The sequence below is a fragment of the Mycobacterium sp. NGS64 genome (assembly GCF_059812245.1).
Genome location: NZ_JCALCI010000005.1, coordinates 155,833 through 179,335, shown reverse-complemented (window position 1 = coordinate 179,335; position 23,503 = coordinate 155,833). Strand labels below are relative to the sequence as shown.

Here is a 23,503-nt window from a genome sequence, read left to right as displayed (position 1 = left end):
TCAGCCCGCGGGAGACGGGCCCGGGGCGGCCCCCGGCGGCCCCTCCGGCGGCGGCGCCATGGCCGGCTGACCCGGCTGACCCGGCACCGGCCCCGGCGGCGGTGGCGGCTGATTCAGGATGAACGGCACCGGCATCGAGCGCAGGTTGCCCAGCTGCACGACGAGGTTGTAGGTGCCCGCCCCGATCGCGGGCCGCGGCAGCGGGCAATGCGGCGCGGACCCCATGCCGGTCCACGTCACCGCCGTCGTCACCTGCTCGCCCGGCGTGAAGGTCTTCACCAGGGTCTCGTTGGACGGCGCGCAGTCCAGGTTCGACCACAGCCGCTTGTTGTCCAGCGAGTACACGTAGGCCGCCAAGACCGCGGCACCGACGTCGCGCTTGCAGGACACCAGGCCGATGTTGGTGACGACCATGGTGAACTTCGGCTGGTCGCCGATGAAGTACTGGGGCGCGTTGGTCAGGCCCTTGACGGCCAGCGTCGAATCGGGGCAGTCATCGCCCTCCTTCAGCACCGGCGGCGGCTGCACCGCGGCGGTAGGCGTGACCGACTCGGGGTTCTGCCCAGGCGGCGCCACCGGGGTGACGCCCTCCTGCCCCGCCGGGGGAGGCGCCTGGGCCGGGGGCGCGGCCGGCTTGCTTTCGGCGGTGCTGGGCTTGCCCACGCTGGCCGGTTTGGCGCCGGTGCTGTGGCTCATGAAGGCGATGATCGTGGCGACCACGACCCCGATCACGACGACCGCGATGCCCAGGGCCAGGCCCCTGCGCCGCCAATAGATCTCGGTGGGTAGCGGGCCACGCGGTTCCAGATCCAGCACGATCACACCGTAGGCCCAGGTCACGCCGATTTGTTATATCCGGCCCGGCGTGTCGCGATGTTTGCTGGCCGACCGCCGTGCTAGTGGGCGCTCGGAATCCGGCGGTTATTCGCCGATATCCCCGACGCGGTCGACCAGCTCCGCCTTGCCTTCGGCCAGCTGGTAGGTGACGCCCGCGATGGCCACCGTGCCCGCCGACACCCGCTCAGCGATGGCCGAGGAACGCGCCATGAGTTGCGCCACGGTCTCTTTCACGTGGCGCGCCTCGAACTCGTCGACGCGGGTCAGACCCTCGCGACGGCCCGCCAGGATCGACGGCGTGACGCGTTCCACCACGTCGCGCACGAAGCCGCCCGGTATCGCGCCTTCGTCGATCGCGCCGATCGTCGCCTTGACGGCGCCGCAGCTGCTGTGACCCAGAACCACGATGAGGGGCACGTTGAGGGCCGTCACTCCATACTCGATCGAGCCCAGCACGGCCGAGTCGATGGCCTGCCCGGCGGTGCGAACCACGAACACGTCACCCAGCCCCTGGTCGAAGATGAGCTCGGCGGCCACCCGGCTGTCCGCACAGCCGAAGATGATCGCGGTCGGGTTCTGGCCTGCGGCCAGACTGGCTCGATGATCGACGCTTTGGCTGGGATGCTGCGGCTTGCCGGCAACGAATCGCTCGTTACCCTCTCTGAGTGCTTTCCACGCGGTTACCGGGCTGGTGTTGGGCATGGCACTTATCATGCCGCACACGAAGATGAACGTCAGCCCGAACGAGCTCATCGTTTGGTATGAGCAGTCCCGCCGCGAGTTGCCCTGGCGGGAACCGGATGTCACGCCGTGGCAGATCCTGGTCAGCGAGTTCATGCTGCAGCAGACACCCGTCGCCCGGGTGCTGCCGATCTGGCCGGACTGGGTGCGGCGCTGGCCCACGCCGTCGGCGACGGCCGCGGCCAGCGCGGCCGACGTGCTGCGCGCATGGGGCAAGCTGGGCTATCCACGGCGGGCCAAGCGCTTGCACGAGTGCGCGACCGTCATCGCGCGCGACCACGACGACGTGGTACCCGATGACGTCGAGGTCCTGGTCACGCTGCCCGGCGTCGGCAGCTACACCGCGCGGGCGATCGCATGCTTCGCCTACCGCCGCCCGGTGCCTGTGGTGGACACCAACGTGCGCCGGGTGGTGGCCCGCGCCGTGCACGGCCTGGCCGACGCCGGGGCGCCGTCCGCCGCACGCGACCACGCGGACGTCGCGGCACTACTGCCCAATGACGAACGCGCGCCCACGTTTTCGGTGGCGATGATGGAGTTGGGCGCGATCGTTTGCACCGCGCGGGCCCCACGGTGCGGGTTGTGTCCGCTTCGCGACTGTGCGTGGCGGCGTGCCGGTTATCCCGCCGCCGAAGGGCCGGCCCGCCGGGTACAGACCTACGCCGGGACCGACCGTCAGGTCCGCGGTCGGCTGCTGGATGTGTTGCGCGCCAAGGATTCTCCCGCCACCCAAGCCGAGCTGGACCTGGCCTGGTTGACTGATACGCAGCAGCGCGACCGGGCCCTGGACTCGTTGCTCGCCGACGGTCTGGTGACCCGGACCGTCGACGGCCGGTTTGCGTTGGCCGGCGAGGAATAGTCGCGCGACCGCAACGGCTTTCGGGACACGGCCGGGCGTTATCGCAAAGGCCCGTCCCCGCGCAACCCGACACGCCGCGCGGTGCGCGTTCCACGTGAGACTCATATCCGCGTCATACCCTGCCGATGTGCCCAGCGAGGAGGCCGGCCAGGGATCCCGCTTGCCGCCGGTGTCCCGGCGCGCGGTTCTCGGCGGCCTGAGCCTGCTGCCGCTGGCCGCCGTCACGAGGGGCGCCGTGCCCGTCGTGTCGGCCGACCCGGGCTACCGCTTCCTGACGCAGCACCAGGCCGCGGTGCTCGACGCCGCCACCCGCCGCCTGATCCCCGGGCCGCAGGACTGCCCGGTCGAGTTCGGCCCGGGCGCGCACGAGGCGAACGTCGTCAACTACCTGGACCGGATGTTGTCGGTCTTCGACGTCACGCCCGCCGACGTGCACGCCGGCGGCCCGTGGAGCAATCGCGCCGGCGGCTCACAGGACTACATGGCCACCTTCGTCCCGCTCAACCGCGCCCAGGCCTACGCGTGGCAGCAGCGCCTGACCCAGCTGCGCGACCAATACACCAGCGGCATCGCGTTACTCGACCAGCAGGCCGGCGGCGACTTCACCGCGATCCCGGGGGTGAAGCAGGACCTCATCCTGGCCCACGGTCCGGCGGCGACGTTCGCCGGCGTGCTTTTCGGTCACACCATCGAGGCGATGTACAGCGTCCCCGAGTACGGCGGCAACGCGAACCTGGTGGGCTGGAAGGACATCAAGTACCCCGGGGACTCCCAGCCGCGCGGATACACCCCCGCCGAGGTGGAGGCGGTTCAGTGGGACGTGGTCGTCCTCAGCGACATCATCAACCGCCTGCGCCGCGGGGGCTGGCAACAGGTCATCGGCAAATTGGGCGGAAGGGGCGGCGTGAGTGCCTAAGGCGGTCATCGTCGGCTCCGGCGCCGGCGGGTCGACGGTGGCGATGGAACTCGCCGAAAACGGTTGGGACGTCGTGATATTCGAGAAGGGATCGAACTACTTCACCAACCTGGAGGGTACCGGTCCGCTCGGGACGACATTCGCCAACGACGAACTCAAGTCGCTGTACCGCTACTTCGAGCAGCCGGACCCGCTCGCCTACCCGCGCACCTACCGGCACAACGCCTCCCAGGCCGCTGGCTACGTCGGCCCGGTCAACGAGCTCCCGGTGACCGTCGGCGGCGGAACCGTGCACTGGGACGCCAAGGTGCCGCGGTTCTGGGACATCGACTTCAAGGGGCTGTCGATGCTCGGCCCGCAGCCGGGCGCGGACGTGCAGGACTGGCCGTTCGAATACAGCGAGATCGCACCGTATTACGACATCATCGAGGTGCTGCTCGGGACGCAGGGCGACGTCGGGACGATTCCCGCGCTCTCGTTGAAGCACGCGCCGCGCTCGCGGCAATACCCGATGCCGCCCGGGCCACAGCAGCGCTCGTCGACGCTGATCGCCAAGGGGGCCAAGCGCATCGGGCTACATCCGTATCCGTTCCCGACCGCGATCAATTCGGTCGAATACGACGGCCGCCCGGCGTGCAACAACTGCGGTTTCTGCAGCAACTATGGCTGCCCGATCTCGGCCCGGGTGGGCGCGCTCGCCCCGCTGCGGCTGGCGCTGCGGACCGGGCGGGCGCAGTTACGCCCCGAAACCACCGTCACCAAGGTCAATTTCGCCGGCCGGCGGGCCACCGGCGTCTCCTATCTCGACCCGCGCGGCAGCCCCGGCGGGGAAAGCGCGGACCTGGTGGTGCTGGCCGCGTCGGCGATCGAGACCGCGCGCCTGGCGCTGCTGTCCGGCCTGCCCGACGCCAGCGGGCGGATCGGCGCGCGGCTGATGTTCCACAACTTCGTCGACGGGTTCGGCATCTACCTCGACCAGCGAGTGCACGCCTACCGTGGCCGCTCAATCACGCAGTGCATGGAGGATTTCTGCGACCCCAACTTCCCCGGGGCCCGGCTCGCGGCGAAGCTGGCCGGGCTGCCCTACATCCGCGGCGGCCTGTGCGAACTCGGCGGCAGCCAGGACCCGATCACCGAGGGCAAGTTCTACCAGGAGATCCTCGGATTCCTGCCCGGGGTGCAGCTGTTCGGCAGCCCGTTCAAGGACCTGATGCGCGCCTCGCTGCTGCGCGACCGGCTCGCCGGCGTGAACTTCATCGGCACGGACCTGCCGTACCTGGCCAACAACGTCACCCTCGACCCCACGGTCACGGACCTCAACGGCCAACCGGTGGCTCGCGTGACCTGGGCGCCCGGCAGGCACGAGGCGGTGGCGCAGACGTTCTACCTGGTGCCCATCACCGCGATGATGGCGGCGGCCGGCGCGCAGCTGTTCGCCGCCGTCCCGGACGGCCTGGAACGAAAACTCGGCGGCGGCACCCCGCCGAACACCAAGCACGTGATGGGCGGGATGCAGATGGGCGTGTCCCCGGCGACCAGCGTCGTCGACCCCAACGGGCGAATGCACCAGATGGACAACGTTTTTGTCGCCGACGGCAGCGTGTTCGTCACGTCCGGCTGCCAGAACCCGACCAACACGCTCATGGCGGTGGCGCTGCGCACCGCGCGCGGGATCACCGGTCGGCGCTGACCGCCAGAAACGACTCCACGGCCTCGCGGTACACCTGCGGCGCCTCGTCGTGGATCAGGTGACCGGCCTGCGGTACGTGCAGATATGTTGTCGGGGAGGATGTTTCGGCCATCGCCCGCATCTGGCCCGGCGGGGTTACGGAGTTGCCGCCCTCGATCAGCAGCGCCGGGGCCCGCACGGCCGCCCACTGTGCCCAGTAGTCCCGGGTCCCCCATTCGGCCGCGATCTCGATCCAGCGCGGGGTGTGCCCGTGCAGGCGCCACCCGCGTTCGGTGCGGTCGAAGGCGTCCAGGAAATATTGGCCGGCGACGGGCCCGAACTCGTCGAATACTTGCTCGGCAGAGTCAAATTCGACCGGAAGGGCGTGCAGCCAGGGCTCCCACGGCCCGGTGGTGCGCCCGCGGAAGTCCGGCGCCATGTCCTCGATCACCAGCGCCGAAACCAGATCCGGGCGCTCCGCTGCCAGGCACCACGAGTGCAGGGCGCCCATCGAATGCCCGACCAGTCTGGCCGCCGTTCCCAGGGAGCCGACCGCGTCGCCCAGATCGGCGACGAAGCGTTCGGTGCTGATCGGGTGCGGGTCGTCGACGTCACGGCCCCGGTGCCAGGGGGCGTCGTAGGTGTAGACGGTGCCCAACCGCGCCAGCCACGGCAGCTGGCGCGACCAGGTGGTGCCGCGGCCCATGAGGCCGTGCACCAGCACCAATGGCTCGCCCTGGCCGCCGCGGCAGGTCAACAGGTCGCTGGGCATATCACCATCTTGCGTGGCCCGCCCGGGAGTCAGGTAAGGCGGGCGGCGCGGTAGCCTTGCGGAATGCCGCAAGTGGTGAAGATCAATGCAATCGAGGTGCCCGCAGACGCCGGCCCCGAGCTGGAGAAGCGGTTCGCCCACCGCGCGCACGCGGTGGACAACCAGCCTGGTTTCCTCGGCTTCCAGTTGCTGCGCCCGATCAAGGGCGAGAACCGCTACTTCGTGGTGACGCATTGGGAGTCCGAAGACGCCTTTCAGGCCTGGGCGAAGGGTCCCGCCATCGAGGCCCACGCCGGCGAGCGGGCCAACCCGGTGGCGACCGGGGCATCTTTGCTGGAATTCGAGGTCGTGATGGACGTTGCCGGCAGCAAGCAGGGTAGTTAGCGACCGATCGGCTCGGCGCCGCGTGGCGGCGTTGGGCGCCGCGGCGGCGCTGGTGGTGACCCTGGCGCCGGGTTGCGCCCCCTCCCCCTCCCCGCAGGCGAACGCGGCGAACCCGGGCCGGCAGATCGACACCCGGACGCCTCCCGGCATCCGCGCGCAGCAGACGTTGGACATGCTGAACTCGGACTGGCCGATCGGCCCGGTCGGGGTGGGCACCCTGGCCGCGCCCGAGAAGGTCGAGTCGGTCGAGACCACGATGGAGGGGCTGTGGTGGGATCGGCCCTTCACCCTCGATGCCGTCGACCTCGGCGCCAGCGTCGCCACCCTGCACCTGGTGACGTCGTACGGCGCAAGGCAAGACATTCGGATACACACCGACGACGAGGGCCGAGTCGACCGGTTCGACGTCGACACGCAGCCGCCGAAGATCAACTCCTGGCGCGACGTCGACGCCGTGCTGAGCAAGACGGGCGCCCGCTATTCCTACCAGGCCGCCAAGGTCGACAACGGCCGCTGCGACCCCGTGGCCGGCACCAACACCGCCGAATCACTGCCGCTGGCATCGATTTTCAAGTTGTACGTGCTGCACGCGGTCGCCGTCGCCGTCCGAGACGGCACCGTGTCGTGGGACGATCAGCTCACCGTCACCGAGAAGGGTCGAGCGGTCGGCTCGTCGGGGTTGGAGTTGCCTGTGGGAGCACAGGTTTCGGTGCGCACGGCCGCCGAGAAGATGATCGCCACCAGCGACAACATGGCCACCGACCTGCTGATCGGAAGACTGGGAACGCACGCCATCGAGGAGGCGCTCGCGACCGCGGGGCATCACGACCCGGGCAGCATGACGCCGTTCCCCACGATGTATGAGCTGTTCTCCGTCGGCTGGGGCAAACCTGATCTGCGCGACCAGTGGAAGCAGGGCTCCAAGCAGGTGCGCGCCCAGCTGCTGGCGCAGGCGGATTCGACTCCCTACCAACCGGATCCGGCCCATGCCCACACCCCGGCGTCGGCCTACGGCGCGGAGTGGTACGGCAGCGCCGAGGACATCTGCCGGGTGCACGTGGCGCTGCAAGCCGACGCGGTCGGCCCGGCCGCGCCGGTCAGGCAGATCCTTTCCGCGGTGGCCGGGATCCAATTGGACCGCAACATCTGGCCGTACATCGGCGCGAAAGCCGGTGGGCTGCCCGGTGATCTGACCTTCAGCTGGTACGCCGTCGACAAGAACCAGCAGCCGTGGGTGGTCAGCTTTCAGCTCAACTGGCCGCGCGATCACGGCCCCCGAGTGACCGGCTGGATGCTGCAGGTCGCCAGGCAGGCCTTCGCGCTGATCGCGCCCAAGTAGCCGGGTGAGCGCTCGCGAGTCGCTGCTGGACACCTTTCCGGGGCGGCTCTTCATCGAGGACATGCGGTCCAGGAGTGGCCTCGCCATACCCGAGCGGCTGATCCGGGCCGCGACCTGGGCCATCAGCGGTTATCTCTACTCCGATCGCTACCTGGAGGTCGCGGACCTCGACGTGAACGATGCGGAGCTGCGCAGCTACGACGTCGCCGGCCTCGCGGCCCTCACGGGCCTGAACACCTTCGGCTCGCCGCAAATCCATCAGGGCGGCCCGATCGGCGAATTGCGCGCGCCCCGCATCGGCAATCGGGACCCGTTGAGCGCGTTGCCAGCCGGCGCGTTCTGGACCTCGACGCCGATCACGGAGGCCGAGGACACGTGGACCCTCTGCGGCGAGAATGTCAAGCCCGAAATGCCGCGCTGGGAGGTGCATTTCGACGTCGCCCGGGTTCGCGCGGCGCGGATCGATTCGGCCCGTGATTGGGCCGACTTGATCGACGCGAACAGCGTCACGGCGGGCGGCTGCAAGTATCCGGACTGGCCTGCGATCGCGGAGTCCTGGGATGCCGTACACCTGTCAGCGGCGGGACTGCTGCTGGCGCATCCCAAGATCTCGACGAGCAGGTTCGGCCCCTATGTCGGCGTCGGGGAGTGGTCGACGGTCTCCACGGCGTGGCTGCGCGAACCACCGGACGTGGAGATCAGACCTGCAGGGGTTTGACCGAGGTCGATGAGTTCCGCCGCCCGGCCGAGTCTGTACTTGCAACTCGGAAGGCGGAGGAATCATGGGGCGGCTGATTGTTTCGGCCTGTACGACGGTTGATCTGGTCATCGACCCGTTGGAGGGCTGGTTCGAACCCGACGGGGACCCGGACGGCATCGCACAATTGCGTGCCGCCGACGCGCTCGTCCTGGGCCGCAAGACCTACGAAGGCCTCGCCAAATATTGGCCCGACGCGAGTGGTGGATATGCCGATCTGATCAATCCGATGCCGAAGTACGTCGCCTCACGGACGTTGAGCGAGCCGTTGACGTGGAACTCGCAACTCCTCGGCGCCGACCTGGCCGCCGATGTGCGCGCCGCGAAGGCCCGCCACTCGGGCGACCTGATCGTCTACGGCTGCGGCGAATTGGCCTACGACCTAGCGCGTTTGGGTTTGGTCGACGAGGTGCGGTTCTGGATGTTCCCGTGGGTGTGGGGCGAGGGGACCCGGGCGTTCCAGGAGGGCAGCCCGCCGGTTCGGATGCAACTGCTGTCGACGGTGACGTACCCGTCGGGTGTCGTCAGGCTGGCCTACCAACCGCTGTCTATCCGCCAAGCTCCGATTGACTCAGTGCATAGTGACTCGCGAATTTGATAGCGGCCGCGCTATCAAATTCTAGGCAAGCCGCATGACCTGGAGAGCCGCTAGGAACTCATAGGCGCAGCGTCCAGCGGCCGCTTCGGAAATGCAGCACGGTGCGACTGACCGGCGCAATATCGATGCGCCAGAACGCCTTCGGCGGTGCGTCCAGGCCGCGCAGGATGGCGGCGCGGATCACCGCGGGATGCGTCACCGCCACCGCGGGCGACGCGTCGCCGGTCAGGGACTCCAGCCACTCGGCCACCCGGTCCATCAGGGCGACGATCGATTCGCCGCCGTGCGGTGCCCCCGCCGGATCGGTCAGCCACGTCTCGAGATCGGCGGGGCCGACGGCCCGCAGGGTCTGCCCGCACCACCCGCCGCAAGCGAGGTCGGCCAGCCGCGGCTCGACCGTGGCGCGCAGGCCCAGCAGCTGGGCGGTTTGGCGGGCGCGCCGCTCGGGTCCCGTGAGCTGGCGTGTGGTCGCATCCACCTCGAGGCGCCCAGCCTTCTTGGCCTGCCTAAGGCCGAGGCCGTTGAGGGGCTCGTCCGCGGGGAAGCGGCCGTCGGCCATGGCGTCGGTCATCGCGTGCGACACCAGGGTCAGGCGGACGACGTCGGTCATGTCGCGGCGCTCGGTTCCTGTCCGCTGTCGGCGCGCTCGTCCAGCAGCCGGCCCGCCAGCGTCCCGAAGGCCACAGCGATCGCCGCCCACAACACCAATTGCGCCCCGAGCGAGAGCAGTCTGAATTCGTAGAGCACATCGGCCGGAAAGCCGGGATAGATGATCGCGCCCGAGGCGTCGCGCAACGGCGCCGGCGTCTCGTCGACGACAGGAAGTAGCGCCGCCAGTATCGCGATCGCCAGCACGTAGGCCAGCGCCGCGACCAGGCCCGCGTTCCACGCGCCGAGCCGAGCGGCGAGCTGCCGGGCCAGCCACACCGCGGCGATCGTCAGCGCCACCGAGGCCGCCACCATCACCAGATACCAGCCGGTGCGCGCCCCGATCGTGTCCGCCTGACCTACCGCAGGCGGATTCGGGGGGTACTTCAGGAACGGCACGAGGTATACCGCGACGAACGCGCCCGCCGCCAGGAGAGCCGAAAGCCGCCGCGGCCCAATCGTTCTCGCACGCACGAAGACGACGCAAAACGTCACGGCGAACAGCGCCCCCATCGCGAGGCCGAAAATCAATACGCCGAAACCCAATCCGCCATTGGCCTGCACACCTCGGGTGAACAACTCGGCGCCGTGCTCGTGCACGCCATGAGCGTCCAGGGCGTCGCTTCGCCCGTCCTCAAAAGCAATCGCGCGGGCGATGACCGGCTCGGCGCACACGCGGGCGAACAGGAACGCCAGCACCGCGCCGACGGCCCCCGCCAGGAGACCGCGTGCAATCAGCCGCTTCTCCACGCTGTCGGGTTAATGGCAGGGGAAGCCGAGCAGGTGGCGCGCGTCGTGGACGAACTCGTGCACATGGGAGTCGCTGCCGAACAGCGATACCGCGCCCTGATCGACCCCGACGAAGTACAGCGCCAAGAGCGCCAGGAAGGCGGTCGCCGCCAACCACAGCGCGGCACTTGCCGCCGACAGATCGACCGCCCGAGTACGGGCACCGGCTTTCTCGAGATTTGCCACGGGTTCTCCTTCCGGGGATTGCGCGTCCCCGCTGCGGATGACGGGCTACGGGTCTGACTTTCGACAGTGGCGCGACCGTTCTGGAATTTCACCAGATTCCGTGTCCCGTCAGGACAGCTGTCAGTGTAGACCGGGCGTCAATGCTGGGGAGCCGCGGCGCCGTAGCCGAGCTGGCCGGCGGTGTACTTGGCACCCTCGGTGACCGGGACCGCCTGGACCGCCGTGCCGTAGGCGCAGATCTCGGTCCACACATCGCCGATCTCGGTGGTGTCGAAGCGCATCGCGACGATCGCGTTGCCGCCGCGGTTGCGCGCCTCGGCGATCAGCCGTCCCATCGCCTCGTTGCGGCTGTCGGAGAGATTCTTGGTCATCCCCTGCAGCTCGCCGCCGAACATCGCCTTGAAGCCGGCACCCATCTGGGAGAACGCATTTCGCGAGCGGACGGTCAGCCCGAACACTTCGCCGCACACCCGCTGGATCTCCCAGCCCGGAAGGTCATTGGTTGTCACGATCAGCACGAGCGGGCCCTTCTTTCTCAGCAGCGAAACGGGCGGTTAGTCGGAGTGAGACTAGACCCTAGTGGCGACCCGCGTCGCCCGGCTTCGCCGCGCTCGCGATCGCCACGCCGCCCGTTTCTGCGAACCGCTACTGCGTTTCGGGAGCCGCGTGCGCTCCGGCCTTGGCCAGATCCGGCTCGGCCGGCGGCTTGCGGGTCCCGGTGAACGTGAACACCGCCTCCTCGCCGGCACCTTCGCCGTCCCAGTTGTCCACGTCGACGGTGACGATCTGTCCGGGTCCGACCTCCTCGAAGAGAATCTTCTCCGAGAGCTGGTCCTCGATCTCGCGCTGAATGGTGCGCCGCAACGGACGCGCGCCCAGCACCGGGTCGAAGCCACGCTTGGCCAGCAGCGACTTGGCCTTGTCGGTGAGCTCGAGGGCCATGTCCTTGCTCTTGAGCTGGCCCGCGACCCGGCCGATCATGAGGTCGACCATCCGGATGATCTCGTCCTTGGTCAGCTGGTGGAAGACGATGATGTCGTCGATGCGGTTGAGGAACTCCGGGCGGAAGTGCTTCTTCAGCTCGTCGTTGACCTTCTGCTTCATCCGCTCGTAGTTGTTCTCGCCGCCGCCCTGCGTGAAGCCCAGGCCGACCGGCTTCGAGATGTCGGACGTGCCCAGGTTGGACGTGAAGATCAGCACGGTGTTCTTGAAGTCCACCGTGCGGCCCTGACCGTCGGTGAGCCGGCCGTCCTCGAGGACCTGCAACAGGCTGTTGTAGATCTCCTGGTGGGCCTTCTCGATCTCGTCGAACAGCACGACCGAGAACGGCTTGCGCCGCACCTTCTCGGTGAGCTGGCCGCCCTCCTCGTACCCAACGTATCCCGGCGGGGCGCCGAACAACCGCGACGCGGTGAACCGGTCGTGGAACTCGCCCATGTCGATCTGGATGAGCGCGTCGTCGTCGCCGAACAGGAAGTTGGCCAGCGCCTTGGACAGCTCGGTCTTACCGACACCGGACGGGCCGGCGAAGATGAACGAGCCCGACGGGCGCTTGGGGTCCTTCAGCCCGGCGCGGGTGCGGCGGATCGCCTTGGAGACGGCCTTGACGGCGTCCTCCTGGCCGATGATCCGCTTGTGCAGCTCGTCCTCCATGCGCAGCAACCGGGTGGTTTCGGCCTCGGTGAGCTTGAACACCGGGATGCCGGTCCAGTTGCCGAGCACCTCGGCGATCTGCTCGTCGTCGACCTCGGCGACCACGTCGAGATCGCCCGAGCGCCACTGCTTTTCGCGCTCGGCACGCTGGGCCACCAGTTGCTTTTCGCGATCGCGCAGGCTGGCCGCCTTCTCGAAGTCCTGGGCGTCGATCGCCGATTCCTTCTCGCGGCGCGCCTCGGCGATCTTCTCGTCGAACTCGCGCAGGTCTGGCGGCGCGGTCATCCGGCGGATCCGCATCCGCGCGCCCGCCTCGTCGATCAGGTCGATCGCCTTGTCCGGCAGGAACCGGTCGTTGATGTAGCGGTCGGCCAGGGTGGCGGCGGCCACGATCGCGCTGTCGCTGATCGACACCCGGTGGTGCGCCTCGTAGCGGTCGCGCAGGCCCTTGAGGATCTCGATGGTGTGTTCCACCGTCGGCTCCCCCACCTGCACGGGCTGGAAGCGGCGCTCCAGGGCGGCGTCCTTCTCGATGTACTTGCGGTACTCGTCGAGCGTGGTGGCGCCGATCGTCTGCAGCTCGCCGCGGGCCAGCTTGGGCTTGAGGATGCTCGCCGCGTCGATCGCGCCCTCGGCGGCACCGGCGCCCACCAGCGTGTGCAATTCGTCGATGAACAGGATGATGTCGCCGCGGGTGTTGATCTCCTTGAGCACCTTCTTGAGGCGTTCCTCGAAGTCACCGCGGTAGCGGCTGCCCGCCACCAGCGAACCCAGGTCGAGTGTGTAGAGCTGCTTGTCCTTCAGCGTCTCCGGGACCTGGCCGTGCACGATGGCCTGCGCCAGGCCCTCGACGACGGCGGTCTTGCCGACGCCGGGCTCGCCGATCAGCACCGGGTTGTTCTTGGTGCGCCGGCTCAGCACCTGCATCACCCGCTCGATTTCCTTCTCGCGGCCGATGACCGGGTCCAGCTTGCCTTCCATGGCGGCGGCCGTCAGGTTGCGGCCGAACTGGTCGAGCACCAGCGACGTGGACGGGCTGCCGGACTCGCCGCCGCGGCCGCCGGTTCCGGCTTCCGCGGCTTCCTTGCCCTGGTAGCCGCTCAGCAGCTGGATCACCTGCTGGCGCACCCGCGTCAGCTCCGCGCCCAGCTTGACCAGCACTTGGGCGGCCACGCCCTCACCCTCGCGGATGAGGCCGAGCAGAATGTGCTCGGTGCCGATGTAGTTGTGGCCCAGCTGCAGCGCCTCGCGCAGGCTCAGCTCGAGAACCTTCTTGGCGCGCGGCGTGAACGGGATGTGCCCCGACGGCGCCTGTTGGCCCTGGCCGATGATCTCCTCGACCTGGCTGCGAACGCCCTCGAGCGAGATGCCCAGGGACTCCAGCGACTTCGCCGCGACGCCCTCGCCCTCGTGAATCAAACCCAACAGGATGTGCTCGGTGCCGATGTAGTTGTGGTTGAGCATCCGGGCCTCTTCTTGCGCCAGGACGACGACCCTGCGGGCACGGTCGGTAAATCTTTCGAACATCGGTGCTTACCTGCTCTCCCTCACCATCGGTACAGACCTCTTGATGGCCAATTGCCGGCCCCTGGGGGCCGGAACCGCGTACCTGCTCTCCACTGTAATGGTCGGCCCGCCGGGGTTCCTAACGTTGCGGTTGCTGGCCGTCCCGGCCGCATACCCCCGTGGGCGCACAGCCGTACCAGGTAAACGAGGAAAAACACCAAAGCGTTTCCCGCGCGGGCCGGCGGGCGTTCCGCCGCCAGCGAAATCGAAAACAACCGGCGCCCGGGCCTTGCGGGCCCGGGCGCCGGTAAGCGGTTTGCTTAGGTCGCCGCGTGGAACGCGTCGATGACGTCCGCGGGGATGCGGCCGCGCGTCGACACGTTGTGCCCATTGCGGCGGGCCCATTCGCGGATCGCGGCGCTTTGCTCGCGATCGATGGCGCCGCGGCCACGGCCCGAGCCGGACCGCCCGCGCCGGCGACCGCCGACGCGGCGGCCCGCCGCGACCCATTGCTTCAAATCGTTGCGCAGTTTCGCAGCATTCTTGGACGAAAGGTCAATCTCGTAGGTCACCCCGTCAAGCCCGAATTCAACCGTTTCGTCGGCCGCGCCCGCACCGTCGAAATCATCGACCAAGGTGACGGTCACTTTTTTCGCCATTAGCTTACCCTCGCGTTTCGTCCTGAGCAGTTGCTGAGCAGTTTGGATTCACTCCCCAAGTCACCAATCTGCCATAACACCGCAGGATACTCAATCCGGACGCAACGGGTAACTCAGGAGTGCGGCCGAACAATCGGGAACAAAACTGTCTCTCGAATTGACAGACCGGTCAAAGACATCAACAACCGATCGATACCCATTCCGGTTCCGGTGCACGGCGGCATCCCATACTCGAGCGCGGCGAGAAAATCTTCGTCCAGCGCCATCGCCTCGTCGTCGCCGGCGGCCGCGGCGCGGGCCTGCGCGGCGAACCGCTCCCGCTGCACGACGGGATCGTTCAATTCGGAATACCCGGTGGCCAGTTCTATCCCGCGAAGGTAGAGGTCCCACTTCTCGGTCACGCCGGGAATGCTGCGGTGCTGGCGCGTCAAAGGTGTTGTCTCCACTGGGAAATCCTTGACGAAGGTGGGGGCGGTCAGGGAATTGCCCACCGTGTGCTCCCATAGCTCCTCGACGAGCTTGCCGTGCCCGTAGCCGCGGTCGTCGGGAACCTCTGGCATTTTGGGGCCTAGCCGATCGGCGATGGCGCGCAGTTGCTCGACCGTCGTCTCGGGCGTGATCTCCTCACCGAGTGCCGCCGACAGCGACGGATACATTTGGATAGTCGCCCATTCTCCGTCGATGTCGTACACGCTGCCGTCGGGGAACGGCAGTTGTCGGGTTCCGATCGCCTCGTCGGCCACCTCTTGAATAAGCTCACGCGTGACGATCGCCGAATCGTCGTAGGTTCCGTACGTTTGGTATGTCTCGAGCATCGAAAATTCCGGAGAATGCGTCGAATCGGCCCCCTCGTTTCGGAACACCCGATTTAACTCGAAGACCTTGTCGAAACCGCCGACGACGCAGCGCTTGAGGAACAGTTCCGGCGCGATCCGCAGGTAGAGATCGATGTCGAGCGCATTGGAATGCGTGATGAACGGCCGCGCCGCGGCGCCGCCGGCCAGCGTCTGCAAGATAGGGGTTTCGACTTCGAGAAACCCGCGCCGTTCCAGCGCATTGCGGATCGCCCGGATCACGGCGATTCGCTGCCGGGCCACCGCGCGGGCCTGGGGACGAACGATCAGGTCGACGTAGCGCTGCCGTACCCGCGACTCCTCGCTCATCTCCTTGTGCGCGACCGGCAGCGGCCGCAGCGACTTGGCCGCCATCCGCCACGAGTCGGCCAGCACGGACAATTCGCCGCGCCGTGAGCTGATCACGTTGCCGTGCACGTAGACGATGTCGCCGAGGTCGACGTCGGCCTTCCACGCGTCGAGCGACTCCCGGCCGACCTTGTCGAGGCTGACCATCACCTGCAGGGTGGTGCCGTCGCCGTCCTGGAGTGTCGCAAAGCACAGTTTTCCCGAGTTGCGCGCGAAGATGACCCGGCCAGCGACGCCGACGATGTCGTCGGTGGCGGTGTCGGTGGGCAGGTCTGGGTGGGCGGCGCGGACCTCGGCCAGGGTGTGGGTGCGCTCGATCGCGACGGGGTAGGGGTCGGATCCCTCGGCCAGCAGCCGAGCGCGCTTGTCCCGGCGGATCCGGAACTGCTCGGGAAGGTCGGGGGCGGCGTCACTCACGACGTGCCAGCTTAAAGGACGCTCAAGCGGGCCTCAGAAGGCATCAGCAGGCAGTGCGTGTGCATTCAGGGCTTTGCGTGTTGCACCTGGGCGGAAAATTCCGCGCAATCCCTGCGACGTTTCACACCCAACGCTGTGGATTCGCACTGACCGCCGGCGAAGGCCCTCAGCGCGCCGTCTTCAGCCGGCCGCGCTCGGCGTCACGGTTGCGTTCGAAGACCAGCTGCAGGCCGTGCAACGTCAGGTGCTGGTCGTAGTGGTTGACGGTGTGCAGTTCGGGCAGCAGCAGCGGCGCGGTGTGGCCGGTCGCCACGACGGCCACGTCATCGCCGGCGAAGCCGTCCACGTCGTCGCGGATGCGCCGGACCAAACCGTCGACCAGACCGGCGAAGCCGAAAACGGCGCCTGCCTGCATGCATTCGACGGTGTTCTTGCCGACCACCGACCGGGGCCGGGTCAGCTCGACGCGGCGCAGCGCCGCAGAGCGGGCGGCGGCGGCATCGGACGAAACCTGCACGCCGGGGGCGATGGCGCCGCCGAGAAACTCGCCCTTGGCCGACACCACGTCCACACAGATCGACGACCCGAAATCGACGACGATGGCGGCCTTGCGGTACTTGTGAAATGCCGCCAGGCAGTTGACGATCCGGTCCGCGCCCACCTCTTTCGGATTGTCGACCAGCAGCGGGATCCCGGTGCGCACCCCCGGCTCGATGAGCACGTGCGGCACCGACGGCCAGTACTGGTCGAGCATGACCCGCACCTCGTGCAGCACCGACGGGACGGTCGACAGCGCGGCGGCGCCGGTGAGGCGCTCGGAATCGTCACCGATCAGGCCGTCGATGGTCAGCGCCAGCTCGTCCGCGGTGACCTCGGACTCGGTGCGAATGCGCCACTGCTGCACGACCTTTGCGTGCTCTTTGGATCCCGACAGCAGTCCGACGACGGTGTGCGTGTTGCGGACGTCGATGGCCAGCAGCACGGCTAACTCGCGACTATCCGGGGGTCGAGCAGCTCCGCTGCATCAGCGGGCACGAAGGCCGGGTCGTCGCCGAGGTCGATCGGCTTGTTGTCGCCGTCGACGAACACGATCCGCGGCCGGTAGGCGCGCGCCTCCGCGTCTTCCATCGTCCCGTAGGCGATCAGGATCACCAGGTCGCCCGGGTGCACCAGATGCGCTGCGGCGCCGTTGATTCCGATCACGCCGCTGCCGCGTTCGCCGGTGATCGCATAGGTGACCAGGCGGGCGCCGTTGTCGATGTCCACGATGGTCACCTGCTCGCCCTCGAGCAAGTCCGCGGCGTCCATCAGGTCGGCGTCGATGGTCACCGAGCCGACGTAGTGCAGGTCGGCCTGCGTCACGGTGGCGCGGTGGATCTTCGACTTCAGCATGGTCCGTAACATCAATTCCTCCAATGTGATTCGAGGGTGTCCCGATAAGCGTCCGGCCCCGTGGGTGCCGGCGGCGTTGCTCCTATTTCGATGGCGATGTTGTCCAGCAGTCGGGTGGTGCCCAGGCGGGCCGCGATCAGCAGCCGGCCGGGCGCGCCGGGCCGCAGCGGGCCCAGGTTCGCGTCGCGCAGTTCCAGGTAGTCGACACTGATCGCCGGGACGGCGTGCAGCACGGCGTTAGCGGCGTCTAGCGCGGCCTGCGCGCCCTTGTGCGCGGCGTGCGCCGCCGCCGTCAGCGCCGCCGAAAGGGTGCCGGCCAGCTCACGTTGCGTCGGGTCCAGGTAGCGGTTGCGCGACGACATCGCCAGGCCGTCATATTCGCGCACGGTGGGCACGCCGACCACCGCCACGTCGATGTTGAGGTCGGTCACCATCTGGCGGATCAGGACCAGCTGCTGGTAATCCTTCTCGCCGAAGAAAATCCGGTCCGGGTGCACGATCTGCAGCAGCTTGCACACGACGGTGAGCACGCCGGCGAAATGGGTGGGACGCGCGCCGCCCTCGAGTTCGGCGGCCAGCGGGCCGGGGTGCACGGTGGTGCGCAGGCCGTCGGGGTACATCGCGGCCGCGGTGGGCGCGAACACGATCTCGACGTCCTCGCCGCGCAGCAACGCGACGTCCTCGTCGAGGGTCCGGGGATAGGCGTCCAGGTCTTCCCCGGCCCCGAACTGCAGCGGGTTGACGAAGATCGAGACCACGACCACCGAGCCGGGGACCCGCTTGGCGGCCCGCACCAGGGCGAGGTGCCCGTCGTGCAGGGCGCCCATGGTGGGCACCAGCATCACGCGCCGGCCGGTGTGACGCAGCGCGCGGCTGACGTCGGCGACGTCGCGCGGCGCCGAGTAGACGTTGAGTTCGCCGGGCTTGAAGGTGGGCGTCATCGCGCCAGCACCTCGAGGACGTCGGCGGGTGCGTGCGCGCGCTGGGCGGTCCGCAACGCGTTGACCCGGTACGCCTGGGCCAGGTCGGGGTCGACGTCGCCCAGCGCGGCCAGGTGCTCGGCGACGGCGGCGGCGTCACCGCGGGCGACCGGCCCGGTGAGGGCGCCCTGCCCGCGACGCAGAGTGTTCTCCAGCGCCGCCCGGGCCAGCGGCCCGACGATGCGCTCGGCGAGGCCGCCCGGCTGGTCGTCGACGCTCTGTTGGCCGAGCAGTTCGCTGCCGCGCAGCGCGGACCGCAACGCCTCGATCGCGTCGGCGAGCACCGTCACGATGTGGTTGCCCGCGTGCGCCAGCGCGGCGTGATAGAGCACTCGGGCTTGCTCGGGGACGCAGAACGGCTCCCCGCCCATCTCGAGCACCAGCGACTGCGCGATGGCGTATCCGACCTCGTCGGCCGCGGTGATCCCGAAGCAGGTGTCGGGCAGCCGGCTGATGTCCTCGTCGGAGCCGGTGAACGTCATCGCGGGGTGAATGGCCAACGGGATGCAGCCGTCGTGGCTCAGCGGCGCCAGGATCCCGACCCCGTTGGCTCCCGAGGTGTGCGCGACGATCGTGCCGGGGCGCACGGCCGCGGTCGCCGCCAGCCCGGACACCAGGCCGGCGAGTTCGCTGTCGGGAACCGCCAACAGCAGCAGCTCGGCGTTGGCGGCCACATCCGGCGGCGATGCCACCGGCGTATCGGGCAACCGGTGTTGCGCCCGTTGGCGCGATGCGTGCGAGACCGCGCTGCACGCGACGACGACGTGGTCGGCGCGCTCCAGCGCGACACCGAGCGCGGAGCCCACGCGCCCGGCGGAAATGATTCCCACCTTGAGCCGCGCCGGGCGCAGTCCGTCGAACTGCTCCATCGCAGACGACCTCATAGCTTTCTTGGTTCGTTCCAGTCCCATGCGCGGGTACCGGACGGTCACTAAGACTTTAGTCGATTCTCACCCGAGGCCCAATGTGAGGAAGCTCCCAGCTCAGCCGTCGCGGCGACGGCGGCGACCGCCGCCGGAGGGCTCGACCTGCAGCCGCGCCAGCAGTTCGGCCACGGACTGGCCACCGCTGGGCGGGCTGTCGTCCGCGCCATCCGAGCCCCGCGCCAGAGGGTCGGTGCCGCGATGCCGGGGCGCGGCCTCGGCGTGTGGCGGAGGGGCCATCTGCGGTGGTGGCGGCGGCGGGCCCGGTTGCGGCGGGGGCGGCGGCGCGGGCTCGTTCGTCGCCGTGGGGGTACCGCCCGCTTGCGGGGGAAAGTTGCGCACGCCGTAGTCGCGATATTCCGCCGAGTGGCGCGACCGCGCTCGGCGGCCGGTCTCACCGTAGGGCGGTGCCTGCGGATGCTCGAAAGGCGAGCCATCCAGGGTTTCGCCGGCGCCGTAATGACGGGCGCGCCGCCCGCCCGGCGACTCCGCACCCGCGGCGGGGGGCTGCCACTCCTGCATCTGCGGCTGCGGTGGCGGCGGGGGCGACGGCTGGCGTTGTTCGTATCGCGGCTGCTCCGGCGCCGGCGGCGGCGTCATGTAGGGCGGCTCCTGGGAGACGACGTACCGCGCGTCTTGGCGGACGTCGTACTGGAACGGCTCACGCGGGGGTGGCGCCTGCCGGGGCGGTAGCAGCGGTTCCTCGGGCACGTCGATGATCGCGGCTTCGTCTGGGTTGTCCCGCGCGACCGACGCGACGCGATCGCTGGGCACCCAATCCGGGTTGCTCTCGGCGTTGCGTTCCCACTCGCTGTACGCCCGGCCGCGGGGCGCCTCGGTCTCGTGGGTCTCGATCGCGGGGCGCTGCTGTAGGTCGGTGTCGAACAGGATCTCGAGGCTGGTCCGCAGGGCGCTCAGTTCGGCGCGCAGCGCCGCCAGGTCATCCTCGGCCTGGGCGCGCAGCTCGGATGCCAGCTCGCGGCGCAGCTGCGACTCCACGGTCAGTTCGTATTCGCGGCGGGCCGAGATTTCCCGGTCCAGCTGCAGGTCGTAGACCAGCTTCAGGTCCCGGACGCGGGACTGGTCCGCATCGCTTTGGCGGCGGTACAGCACCGAAACGAAGGCGCCGGCGACTGCGGCCCACAGCGCCAGGATTACAGCGAGCTTGAGGAGTTCCACCCGATTGGTGAAAACCAGTGCGGAACTGGCTCCCATCGCGAGGACCAGCAACGCCGTCAAGAGCACCCACCCCGGCCTGCGGCCGCCGCGCCGAACCCGGGCGCCGCGGGACAGAACGGTCATGGCCTGAGAGTACCTGCGCGAGGTCACTCCGCGTGTCGCGCGGCACCGGCGATTCCCAACCCCGTCGATCGCCGGCCCGCCGGGAGCGTCAGGTTTCCGCACCCTCGCCGTGCTCGGTCGGATCCTGCGGGGACTTGCAGCAATGCTGCAGCCACAGCGCGGCGACGACCAACGCCAGCGCGCTGACCGCGGCCACCACCGTGCCGGGGGTGTCGTGCTCAGCCGCCCGCAACCACGACCGCCGCGGCAAGAAATACACCAGCACCCCGACCCACCAGCCCAGCACCAGCGCGCCCACCCAGGCGGACGCCTTGGCCACCAGCACGCTGCGCGCCACCGCCAGCGGATGCAGCCAACCGGGCCCGGCGCCGATTTCCCCGTCGTTGATCTTGACCCGCACGTAACGCGCCCAGAGCGCCTCGGCGATGGCCACACCGAGCAGCGGCAGCCCGGTCAACACGGTGATGGGCGGAAACCAGCGATACAGCGAGACCACCAGCAGGTAGCCCAACACCGCAGCGCCGACCACCGCGGCCGTCAGGTCACGCTTGCGGGTCGGGCCCATCAGGCGTCCGATTCCGGGTCTCTTGGGAGCTCGAGCGTCAGGTTGGACAGCCGAACGCCGGCGCGGTCGGCCGGGTCGAGCTCGGCGAGCAGCTGCGCGACGGGGCGCCGCCCCTCGGCCACCGTCAGGTGCGCGTCCGGCTCGATCGCCAGCCACGGCACCATCACGAAGGCGCGCAGGTGGGCCAGCGGGTGCGGCAGCGTGAGGTTGGGCTCGCGGGTGATCACTTCCGTGTCGCCGTCGGTGTAACAGGCAACCAGGTCGACGTCGAGGGAGCGCGGGCCCCAGCGCTCGCCGCGGATCCGGCCCGCCGCCCGCTCGAACTCCTGCGCCCGGCTCAGCCAGGCCTGCCCGTCACACGCGGGGTCGTCGGCGACGAGCACCGCGTTGAGAAACGGGGCCTGATCCACCCGGCCCCAGGGATCCGTCTCGTAGATGGGAGACACCGCGACGACGGCGGCCCCCCCTTTCTGGAGCCCGTCGACGACCGACTGCAGCCGGGCCAACCGGTCGCCCAGGTTGGACCCGATAGACAGCACGACGCGACTCACACTGCCCCACCGGCCGGGATCACCGAACCGCGACCGCCGCGTCGCGACCGCCGCACCACGACGGCCACGTCGGCGAACTGTTGCGGGATGGGGGCCTGCGGCTTGTGCACGACCACCTCAACGGCGTGCACGCGCCCGTCGTCCATCACCCGATCGGCGATCTCGGCGCCGACCGTCTCGATCAGCTTGCGCGCCGGCCCGCCGACGATGTCGGCGGCCAGCTGCGCCAGCGCGCCGTAGTCGTACGTGTCGGACAGGTCGTCGCTCGCGGCGGCGTCGGCCAGGTCGATCCACACGGTCATGTCGACGACGAAATCCTGGCCGGTGGCGCGCTCGTGTTCGAACACCCCGTGCCGGCCGCGAACGGCCAAGCCGCGCAACTCGATTCGATCAGCCATTCTGCGTCCAGGCCTCGACGACCTTGAGGGCATCGACGGAGGCGCGCACGTCGTGCACCCGCACGCCCCACGCCCCGTGCAGGGCGGCCAGCGCGGAGATCACCGCGGTCGCCGTCTCGCGCCCGTCGGGCGGTCGCGGCGACCCGTCGGGCCCGGCCAACAACGTGCCGAGAAACCGCTTGCGGGAGGCGCCCAACAGGACCGGAATCCCGGTGGCCACGAGCTGCGGCAGCGCGTGCAGGAGCGCCCAATTGTGTTGTCCCGTCTTGGCGAATCCCAGGCCGGGGTCGATCACCAGCTTGGCGGGATCGACACCGGCGGCCACCGCGTCGTCGACGGTGGCGAGCAGCTCACCGCGCACCTCGGCCACCACGTCGCGGTAGTGCGGGGCCTCGTGCGGGCGCTCGGGCGACACCGGACGCCAGTGCATCAACACCCACGGCACACCTGCCTCGGCAACCAGCGGCGCCATCGCGGGGTCGGCCCGCCCGCCCGACACGTCGTTGACGATCCGCGCGCCGCTCTGCAGCGCGGCCTGCGCGACGTCGGCGTGCATGGTGTCGATGCTGACGGTAATGCCTTGCGCAGCAAGTTCTTTGACGACGGGCACCACTCGCGACGCCTCGACCCGCGGGTCGACGCGAACGGCGCCGGGGCGGGTCGACTCGCCTCCGACGTCGACGATGCCCGCGCCCTCGGCGACCATCGCCAGGCCATGGGCGACGGCGTCGTCGGCATCGAGATAGCGCCCGCCGTCCGAGAACGAATCATCGGTGACGTTGAGGACTCCCATCACCTGCACGGGCGCCGGGCTCACTTGCGCAGGATGAGATCGAGCGCTTCGGCCCGGGAGGCGGGACTGGTCTTGAAGATGCCGCGGACCGCCGAGGTCGTGGTGACGGCGCCGGGCTTGCGGACGCCGCGCATCGCCATGCACAGGTGCTCCGCCTCGACAACGACGATCGCCCCGCGCGGATCGAGCTTTTTCACCAGGGCGTCGGCGATCTGGCTGGTGAGCCGCTCCTGAACCTGGGGCCGCTTGGCGTACAGGTCCACCAGTCGGGCGATCTTGGACAGGCCGGTCACCCTGCCGTCCCGGCCGGGGATGTAGCCGACGTGGGCCACCCCGTGAAACGAGACCAGGTGATGCTCGCAGGTCGAGTACAGCGGGATTTCCTTGACGATCACCATCTCGTCGTGGTCCTCGTCGAACATGGTGTTCAGGACGCTGTCGGGGTCCGTATAGAGCCCGGCGAACATCTCCCGATATGCGCGCGCGACGCGGGCGGGGGTGTCCTGCAACCCATTTCGATCGGGGTCTTCCCCGATCGCATACAGCAGCTCGCGGACCGCCGCCTCGGCGCGTTGCTGGTCGAACGCCCGGATGCGCGGAGTCGGTTGCGGGGTTGCCGGCCCTAAATCGGGCTCCAAATCCGGGAGAGCCATCGGATCCTCCGTTT

General features: G+C 69.1%; 27 protein-coding genes. 7 read left to right on the top strand and 20 right to left on the bottom strand.

The genetic code is table 11. The features are described from left to right. A complete protein-coding gene (locus tag AC5Y4S_RS22320; protein WP_500035003.1) occupies positions 1–816 on the bottom strand; it encodes a hypothetical protein in 816 nt (271 codons plus the stop codon). A 105-nt stretch (positions 817–921) separates the two neighbouring features. Next, positions 922–1,539: a carbonic anhydrase gene (locus AC5Y4S_RS22315; RefSeq protein WP_500034795.1), complete on the bottom strand. Its 618-nt coding sequence runs from the start codon at positions 1,537–1,539 to the stop codon at positions 922–924. Between AC5Y4S_RS22315 and AC5Y4S_RS22310 the strand changes: the two genes are divergently transcribed. The 3 genes from AC5Y4S_RS22310 to AC5Y4S_RS22300 all read left to right on the top strand — a co-directional run bounded on the left by AC5Y4S_RS22310 (position 1,538) and on the right by AC5Y4S_RS22300 (position 5,043). Further along, the gene (locus AC5Y4S_RS22310) at positions 1,538–2,437 is read left to right on the top strand and encodes an iron-sulfur binding domain-containing protein (RefSeq protein ID WP_500034794.1); all 900 of its coding nucleotides are present in this window, start codon (positions 1,538–1,540) and stop codon (positions 2,435–2,437) included. The genes AC5Y4S_RS22315 and AC5Y4S_RS22310 overlap by 2 nt on opposite strands. 127 nt (positions 2,438–2,564) lie before the next feature. Next, positions 2,565–3,353: a gluconate 2-dehydrogenase subunit 3 family protein gene (locus AC5Y4S_RS22305; RefSeq protein WP_500034793.1), complete on the top strand. Its 789-nt coding sequence runs from the start codon at positions 2,565–2,567 to the stop codon at positions 3,351–3,353. Further along, the gene (locus AC5Y4S_RS22300; RefSeq protein ID WP_500034792.1) at positions 3,346–5,043 is read left to right on the top strand and encodes a GMC oxidoreductase; all 1,698 of its coding nucleotides are present in this window, start codon (positions 3,346–3,348) and stop codon (positions 5,041–5,043) included. Before AC5Y4S_RS22305 ends, AC5Y4S_RS22300 begins: the two co-directional genes overlap by 8 nt. Here the strand turns inward: AC5Y4S_RS22300 and AC5Y4S_RS22295 are convergent. Then, positions 5,027–5,794, bottom strand: a complete 768-nt coding sequence (locus AC5Y4S_RS22295; RefSeq protein WP_500034791.1) for an alpha/beta fold hydrolase — start codon at positions 5,792–5,794, stop codon at positions 5,027–5,029. The genes AC5Y4S_RS22300 and AC5Y4S_RS22295 overlap by 17 nt on opposite strands. Before the next feature lie 63 nt (positions 5,795–5,857). Between AC5Y4S_RS22295 and mhuD the strand changes: the two genes are divergently transcribed. The 4 genes from mhuD to AC5Y4S_RS22275 all read left to right on the top strand — a co-directional run bounded on the left by mhuD (position 5,858) and on the right by AC5Y4S_RS22275 (position 8,872). After that, entirely contained in the window at positions 5,858–6,178 is a 321-nt protein-coding gene (gene mhuD, locus AC5Y4S_RS22290) for a mycobilin-forming heme oxygenase MhuD (protein ID WP_067011383.1), read from the top strand. After that, positions 6,153–7,517 (top strand): serine hydrolase, encoded by a 1,365-nt coding sequence (locus AC5Y4S_RS22285; protein ID WP_500034790.1) that lies wholly within the window; start codon positions 6,153–6,155, stop codon positions 7,515–7,517. The genes mhuD and AC5Y4S_RS22285 overlap by 26 nt, the downstream gene beginning before the upstream one ends. 4 nt (positions 7,518–7,521) lie before the next feature. After that, positions 7,522–8,235 carry a hypothetical protein gene (locus tag AC5Y4S_RS22280; RefSeq protein WP_500034789.1) on the top strand — a complete coding sequence of 238 codons (714 nt, stop codon included), beginning with the start codon at positions 7,522–7,524 and terminating at the stop codon, positions 8,233–8,235. Between the two features lie 64 nt (positions 8,236–8,299). Beyond that, positions 8,300–8,872 (top strand): dihydrofolate reductase family protein, encoded by a 573-nt coding sequence (locus AC5Y4S_RS22275; protein ID WP_500034788.1) that lies wholly within the window; start codon positions 8,300–8,302, stop codon positions 8,870–8,872. Between the two features lie 58 nt (positions 8,873–8,930). Here AC5Y4S_RS22275 and AC5Y4S_RS22270 read toward each other — a convergent pair whose 3' ends face one another. The 17 genes from AC5Y4S_RS22270 to folE all read right to left on the bottom strand — a co-directional run bounded on the left by AC5Y4S_RS22270 (position 8,931) and on the right by folE (position 23,489). Then, positions 8,931–9,482, bottom strand: coding sequence for a histidine phosphatase family protein (locus tag AC5Y4S_RS22270; protein WP_500034787.1), 552 nt, complete (start codon positions 9,480–9,482; stop codon positions 8,931–8,933). After that, the gene (locus tag AC5Y4S_RS22265; protein WP_500034786.1) at positions 9,479–10,270 is read right to left on the bottom strand and encodes a CbtA family protein; all 792 of its coding nucleotides are present in this window, start codon (positions 10,268–10,270) and stop codon (positions 9,479–9,481) included. The genes AC5Y4S_RS22270 and AC5Y4S_RS22265 overlap by 4 nt, the downstream gene beginning before the upstream one ends. Before the next feature lie 9 nt (positions 10,271–10,279). Next, the gene (locus AC5Y4S_RS22260) at positions 10,280–10,495 is read right to left on the bottom strand and encodes a CbtB domain-containing protein (RefSeq protein WP_068100037.1); all 216 of its coding nucleotides are present in this window, start codon (positions 10,493–10,495) and stop codon (positions 10,280–10,282) included. 137 nt (positions 10,496–10,632) lie between these two features. Then, positions 10,633–11,013, bottom strand: coding sequence for a YbjQ family protein (locus tag AC5Y4S_RS22255; RefSeq protein ID WP_068131246.1), 381 nt, complete (start codon positions 11,011–11,013; stop codon positions 10,633–10,635). A gap of 127 nt (positions 11,014–11,140) precedes the next feature. Beyond that, positions 11,141–13,675, bottom strand: coding sequence for an ATP-dependent protease ATP-binding subunit ClpC (gene clpC1 / locus AC5Y4S_RS22250; RefSeq protein ID WP_068100041.1), 2,535 nt, complete (start codon positions 13,673–13,675; stop codon positions 11,141–11,143). A 299-nt stretch (positions 13,676–13,974) separates the two neighbouring features. Further along, positions 13,975–14,313: a histone-like nucleoid-structuring protein Lsr2 gene (lsr2, locus tag AC5Y4S_RS22245; protein ID WP_036363110.1), complete on the bottom strand. Its 339-nt coding sequence runs from the start codon at positions 14,311–14,313 to the stop codon at positions 13,975–13,977. A gap of 113 nt (positions 14,314–14,426) precedes the next feature. Beyond that, the gene (gene lysS / locus AC5Y4S_RS22240) at positions 14,427–15,932 is read right to left on the bottom strand and encodes a lysine--tRNA ligase (RefSeq protein WP_500034785.1); all 1,506 of its coding nucleotides are present in this window, start codon (positions 15,930–15,932) and stop codon (positions 14,427–14,429) included. Positions 15,933–16,098: 166 nt separating this feature from the next. Next, positions 16,099–16,914 (bottom strand): type III pantothenate kinase, encoded by an 816-nt coding sequence (locus AC5Y4S_RS22235; RefSeq protein WP_500034784.1) that lies wholly within the window; start codon positions 16,912–16,914, stop codon positions 16,099–16,101. A gap of 2 nt (positions 16,915–16,916) precedes the next feature. Continuing rightward, a complete protein-coding gene (gene panD / locus AC5Y4S_RS22230) occupies positions 16,917–17,336 on the bottom strand; it encodes an aspartate 1-decarboxylase (RefSeq protein WP_500034783.1) in 420 nt (139 codons plus the stop codon). Beyond that, on the bottom strand, positions 17,336–18,265 hold the full coding sequence (gene panC / locus AC5Y4S_RS22225; protein ID WP_500034782.1) for a pantoate--beta-alanine ligase: 930 nt from the start codon (positions 18,263–18,265) through the stop codon (positions 17,336–17,338). Before panC ends, panD begins: the two co-directional genes overlap by 1 nt. Further along, positions 18,262–19,173: a Rossmann-like and DUF2520 domain-containing protein gene (locus tag AC5Y4S_RS22220; RefSeq protein WP_500034781.1), complete on the bottom strand. Its 912-nt coding sequence runs from the start codon at positions 19,171–19,173 to the stop codon at positions 18,262–18,264. The genes panC and AC5Y4S_RS22220 overlap by 4 nt, the downstream gene beginning before the upstream one ends. 114 nt (positions 19,174–19,287) lie before the next feature. Beyond that, positions 19,288–20,529 (bottom strand): DUF6779 domain-containing protein, encoded by a 1,242-nt coding sequence (locus AC5Y4S_RS22215; RefSeq protein ID WP_500034780.1) that lies wholly within the window; start codon positions 20,527–20,529, stop codon positions 19,288–19,290. Between the two features lie 88 nt (positions 20,530–20,617). Continuing rightward, on the bottom strand, positions 20,618–21,094 hold the full coding sequence (locus AC5Y4S_RS22210) for a DUF3180 domain-containing protein (RefSeq protein ID WP_500034779.1): 477 nt from the start codon (positions 21,092–21,094) through the stop codon (positions 20,618–20,620). Beyond that, on the bottom strand, positions 21,094–21,645 hold the full coding sequence (folK, locus tag AC5Y4S_RS22205) for a 2-amino-4-hydroxy-6-hydroxymethyldihydropteridine diphosphokinase (protein ID WP_500034778.1): 552 nt from the start codon (positions 21,643–21,645) through the stop codon (positions 21,094–21,096). Before folK ends, AC5Y4S_RS22210 begins: the two co-directional genes overlap by 1 nt. Next, a complete protein-coding gene (folB, locus tag AC5Y4S_RS22200; protein WP_500034777.1) occupies positions 21,642–22,043 on the bottom strand; it encodes a dihydroneopterin aldolase in 402 nt (133 codons plus the stop codon). Before folB ends, folK begins: the two co-directional genes overlap by 4 nt. Then, complete coding sequence (folP, locus tag AC5Y4S_RS22195) at positions 22,036–22,860, bottom strand: dihydropteroate synthase (RefSeq protein WP_500034776.1); 825 nt, start codon at positions 22,858–22,860, stop codon at positions 22,036–22,038. Before folP ends, folB begins: the two co-directional genes overlap by 8 nt. Next, positions 22,857–23,489, bottom strand: coding sequence for a GTP cyclohydrolase I FolE (gene folE / locus AC5Y4S_RS22190; RefSeq protein ID WP_500034775.1), 633 nt, complete (start codon positions 23,487–23,489; stop codon positions 22,857–22,859). Before folE ends, folP begins: the two co-directional genes overlap by 4 nt. Positions 23,490–23,503: the final 14 nt, after the last annotated feature.

What these genes read in the sequence shown, in the direction of transcription:
- AC5Y4S_RS22275 (WP_500034788.1), top strand. Translation starts at nt 8,300, where the DNA reads ATGGGGCGGCTGATTGTTTCGGCCTGTACGACGGTTGATCTGGTCATC.
- AC5Y4S_RS22310 (WP_500034794.1), top strand. Translation starts at nt 1,538, where the DNA reads ATGGCACTTATCATGCCGCACACGAAGATGAACGTCAGCCCGAACGAG.
- folB (WP_500034777.1), bottom strand. Translation starts at nt 22,043, where the DNA reads ATGGCTGATCGAATCGAGTTGCGCGGCTTGGCCGTTCGCGGCCGGCAC.
- AC5Y4S_RS22215 (WP_500034780.1), bottom strand. Translation starts at nt 20,529, where the DNA reads ATGACCGTTCTGTCCCGCGGCGCCCGGGTTCGGCGCGGCGGCCGCAGG.
- mhuD (WP_067011383.1), top strand. Translation starts at nt 5,858, where the DNA reads ATGCCGCAAGTGGTGAAGATCAATGCAATCGAGGTGCCCGCAGACGCC.
- AC5Y4S_RS22270 (WP_500034787.1), bottom strand. Translation starts at nt 9,482, where the DNA reads ATGACCGACGTCGTCCGCCTGACCCTGGTGTCGCACGCGATGACCGAC.
- AC5Y4S_RS22295 (WP_500034791.1), bottom strand. Translation starts at nt 5,794, where the DNA reads ATGCCCAGCGACCTGTTGACCTGCCGCGGCGGCCAGGGCGAGCCATTG.
- folE (WP_500034775.1), bottom strand. Translation starts at nt 23,489, where the DNA reads ATGGCTCTCCCGGATTTGGAGCCCGATTTAGGGCCGGCAACCCCGCAA.
- AC5Y4S_RS22220 (WP_500034781.1), bottom strand. Translation starts at nt 19,173, where the DNA reads ATGGAGCAGTTCGACGGACTGCGCCCGGCGCGGCTCAAGGTGGGAATC.
- clpC1 (WP_068100041.1), bottom strand. Translation starts at nt 13,675, where the DNA reads ATGTTCGAAAGATTTACCGACCGTGCCCGCAGGGTCGTCGTCCTGGCG.
- AC5Y4S_RS22315 (WP_500034795.1), bottom strand. Translation starts at nt 1,539, where the DNA reads ATGCCCAACACCAGCCCGGTAACCGCGTGGAAAGCACTCAGAGAGGGT.
- panC (WP_500034782.1), bottom strand. Translation starts at nt 18,265, where the DNA reads ATGACGCCCACCTTCAAGCCCGGCGAACTCAACGTCTACTCGGCGCCG.
- panD (WP_500034783.1), bottom strand. Translation starts at nt 17,336, where the DNA reads ATGTTACGGACCATGCTGAAGTCGAAGATCCACCGCGCCACCGTGACG.
- lsr2 (WP_036363110.1), bottom strand. Translation starts at nt 14,313, where the DNA reads ATGGCGAAAAAAGTGACCGTCACCTTGGTCGATGATTTCGACGGTGCG.
- AC5Y4S_RS22210 (WP_500034779.1), bottom strand. Translation starts at nt 21,094, where the DNA reads ATGGGCCCGACCCGCAAGCGTGACCTGACGGCCGCGGTGGTCGGCGCT.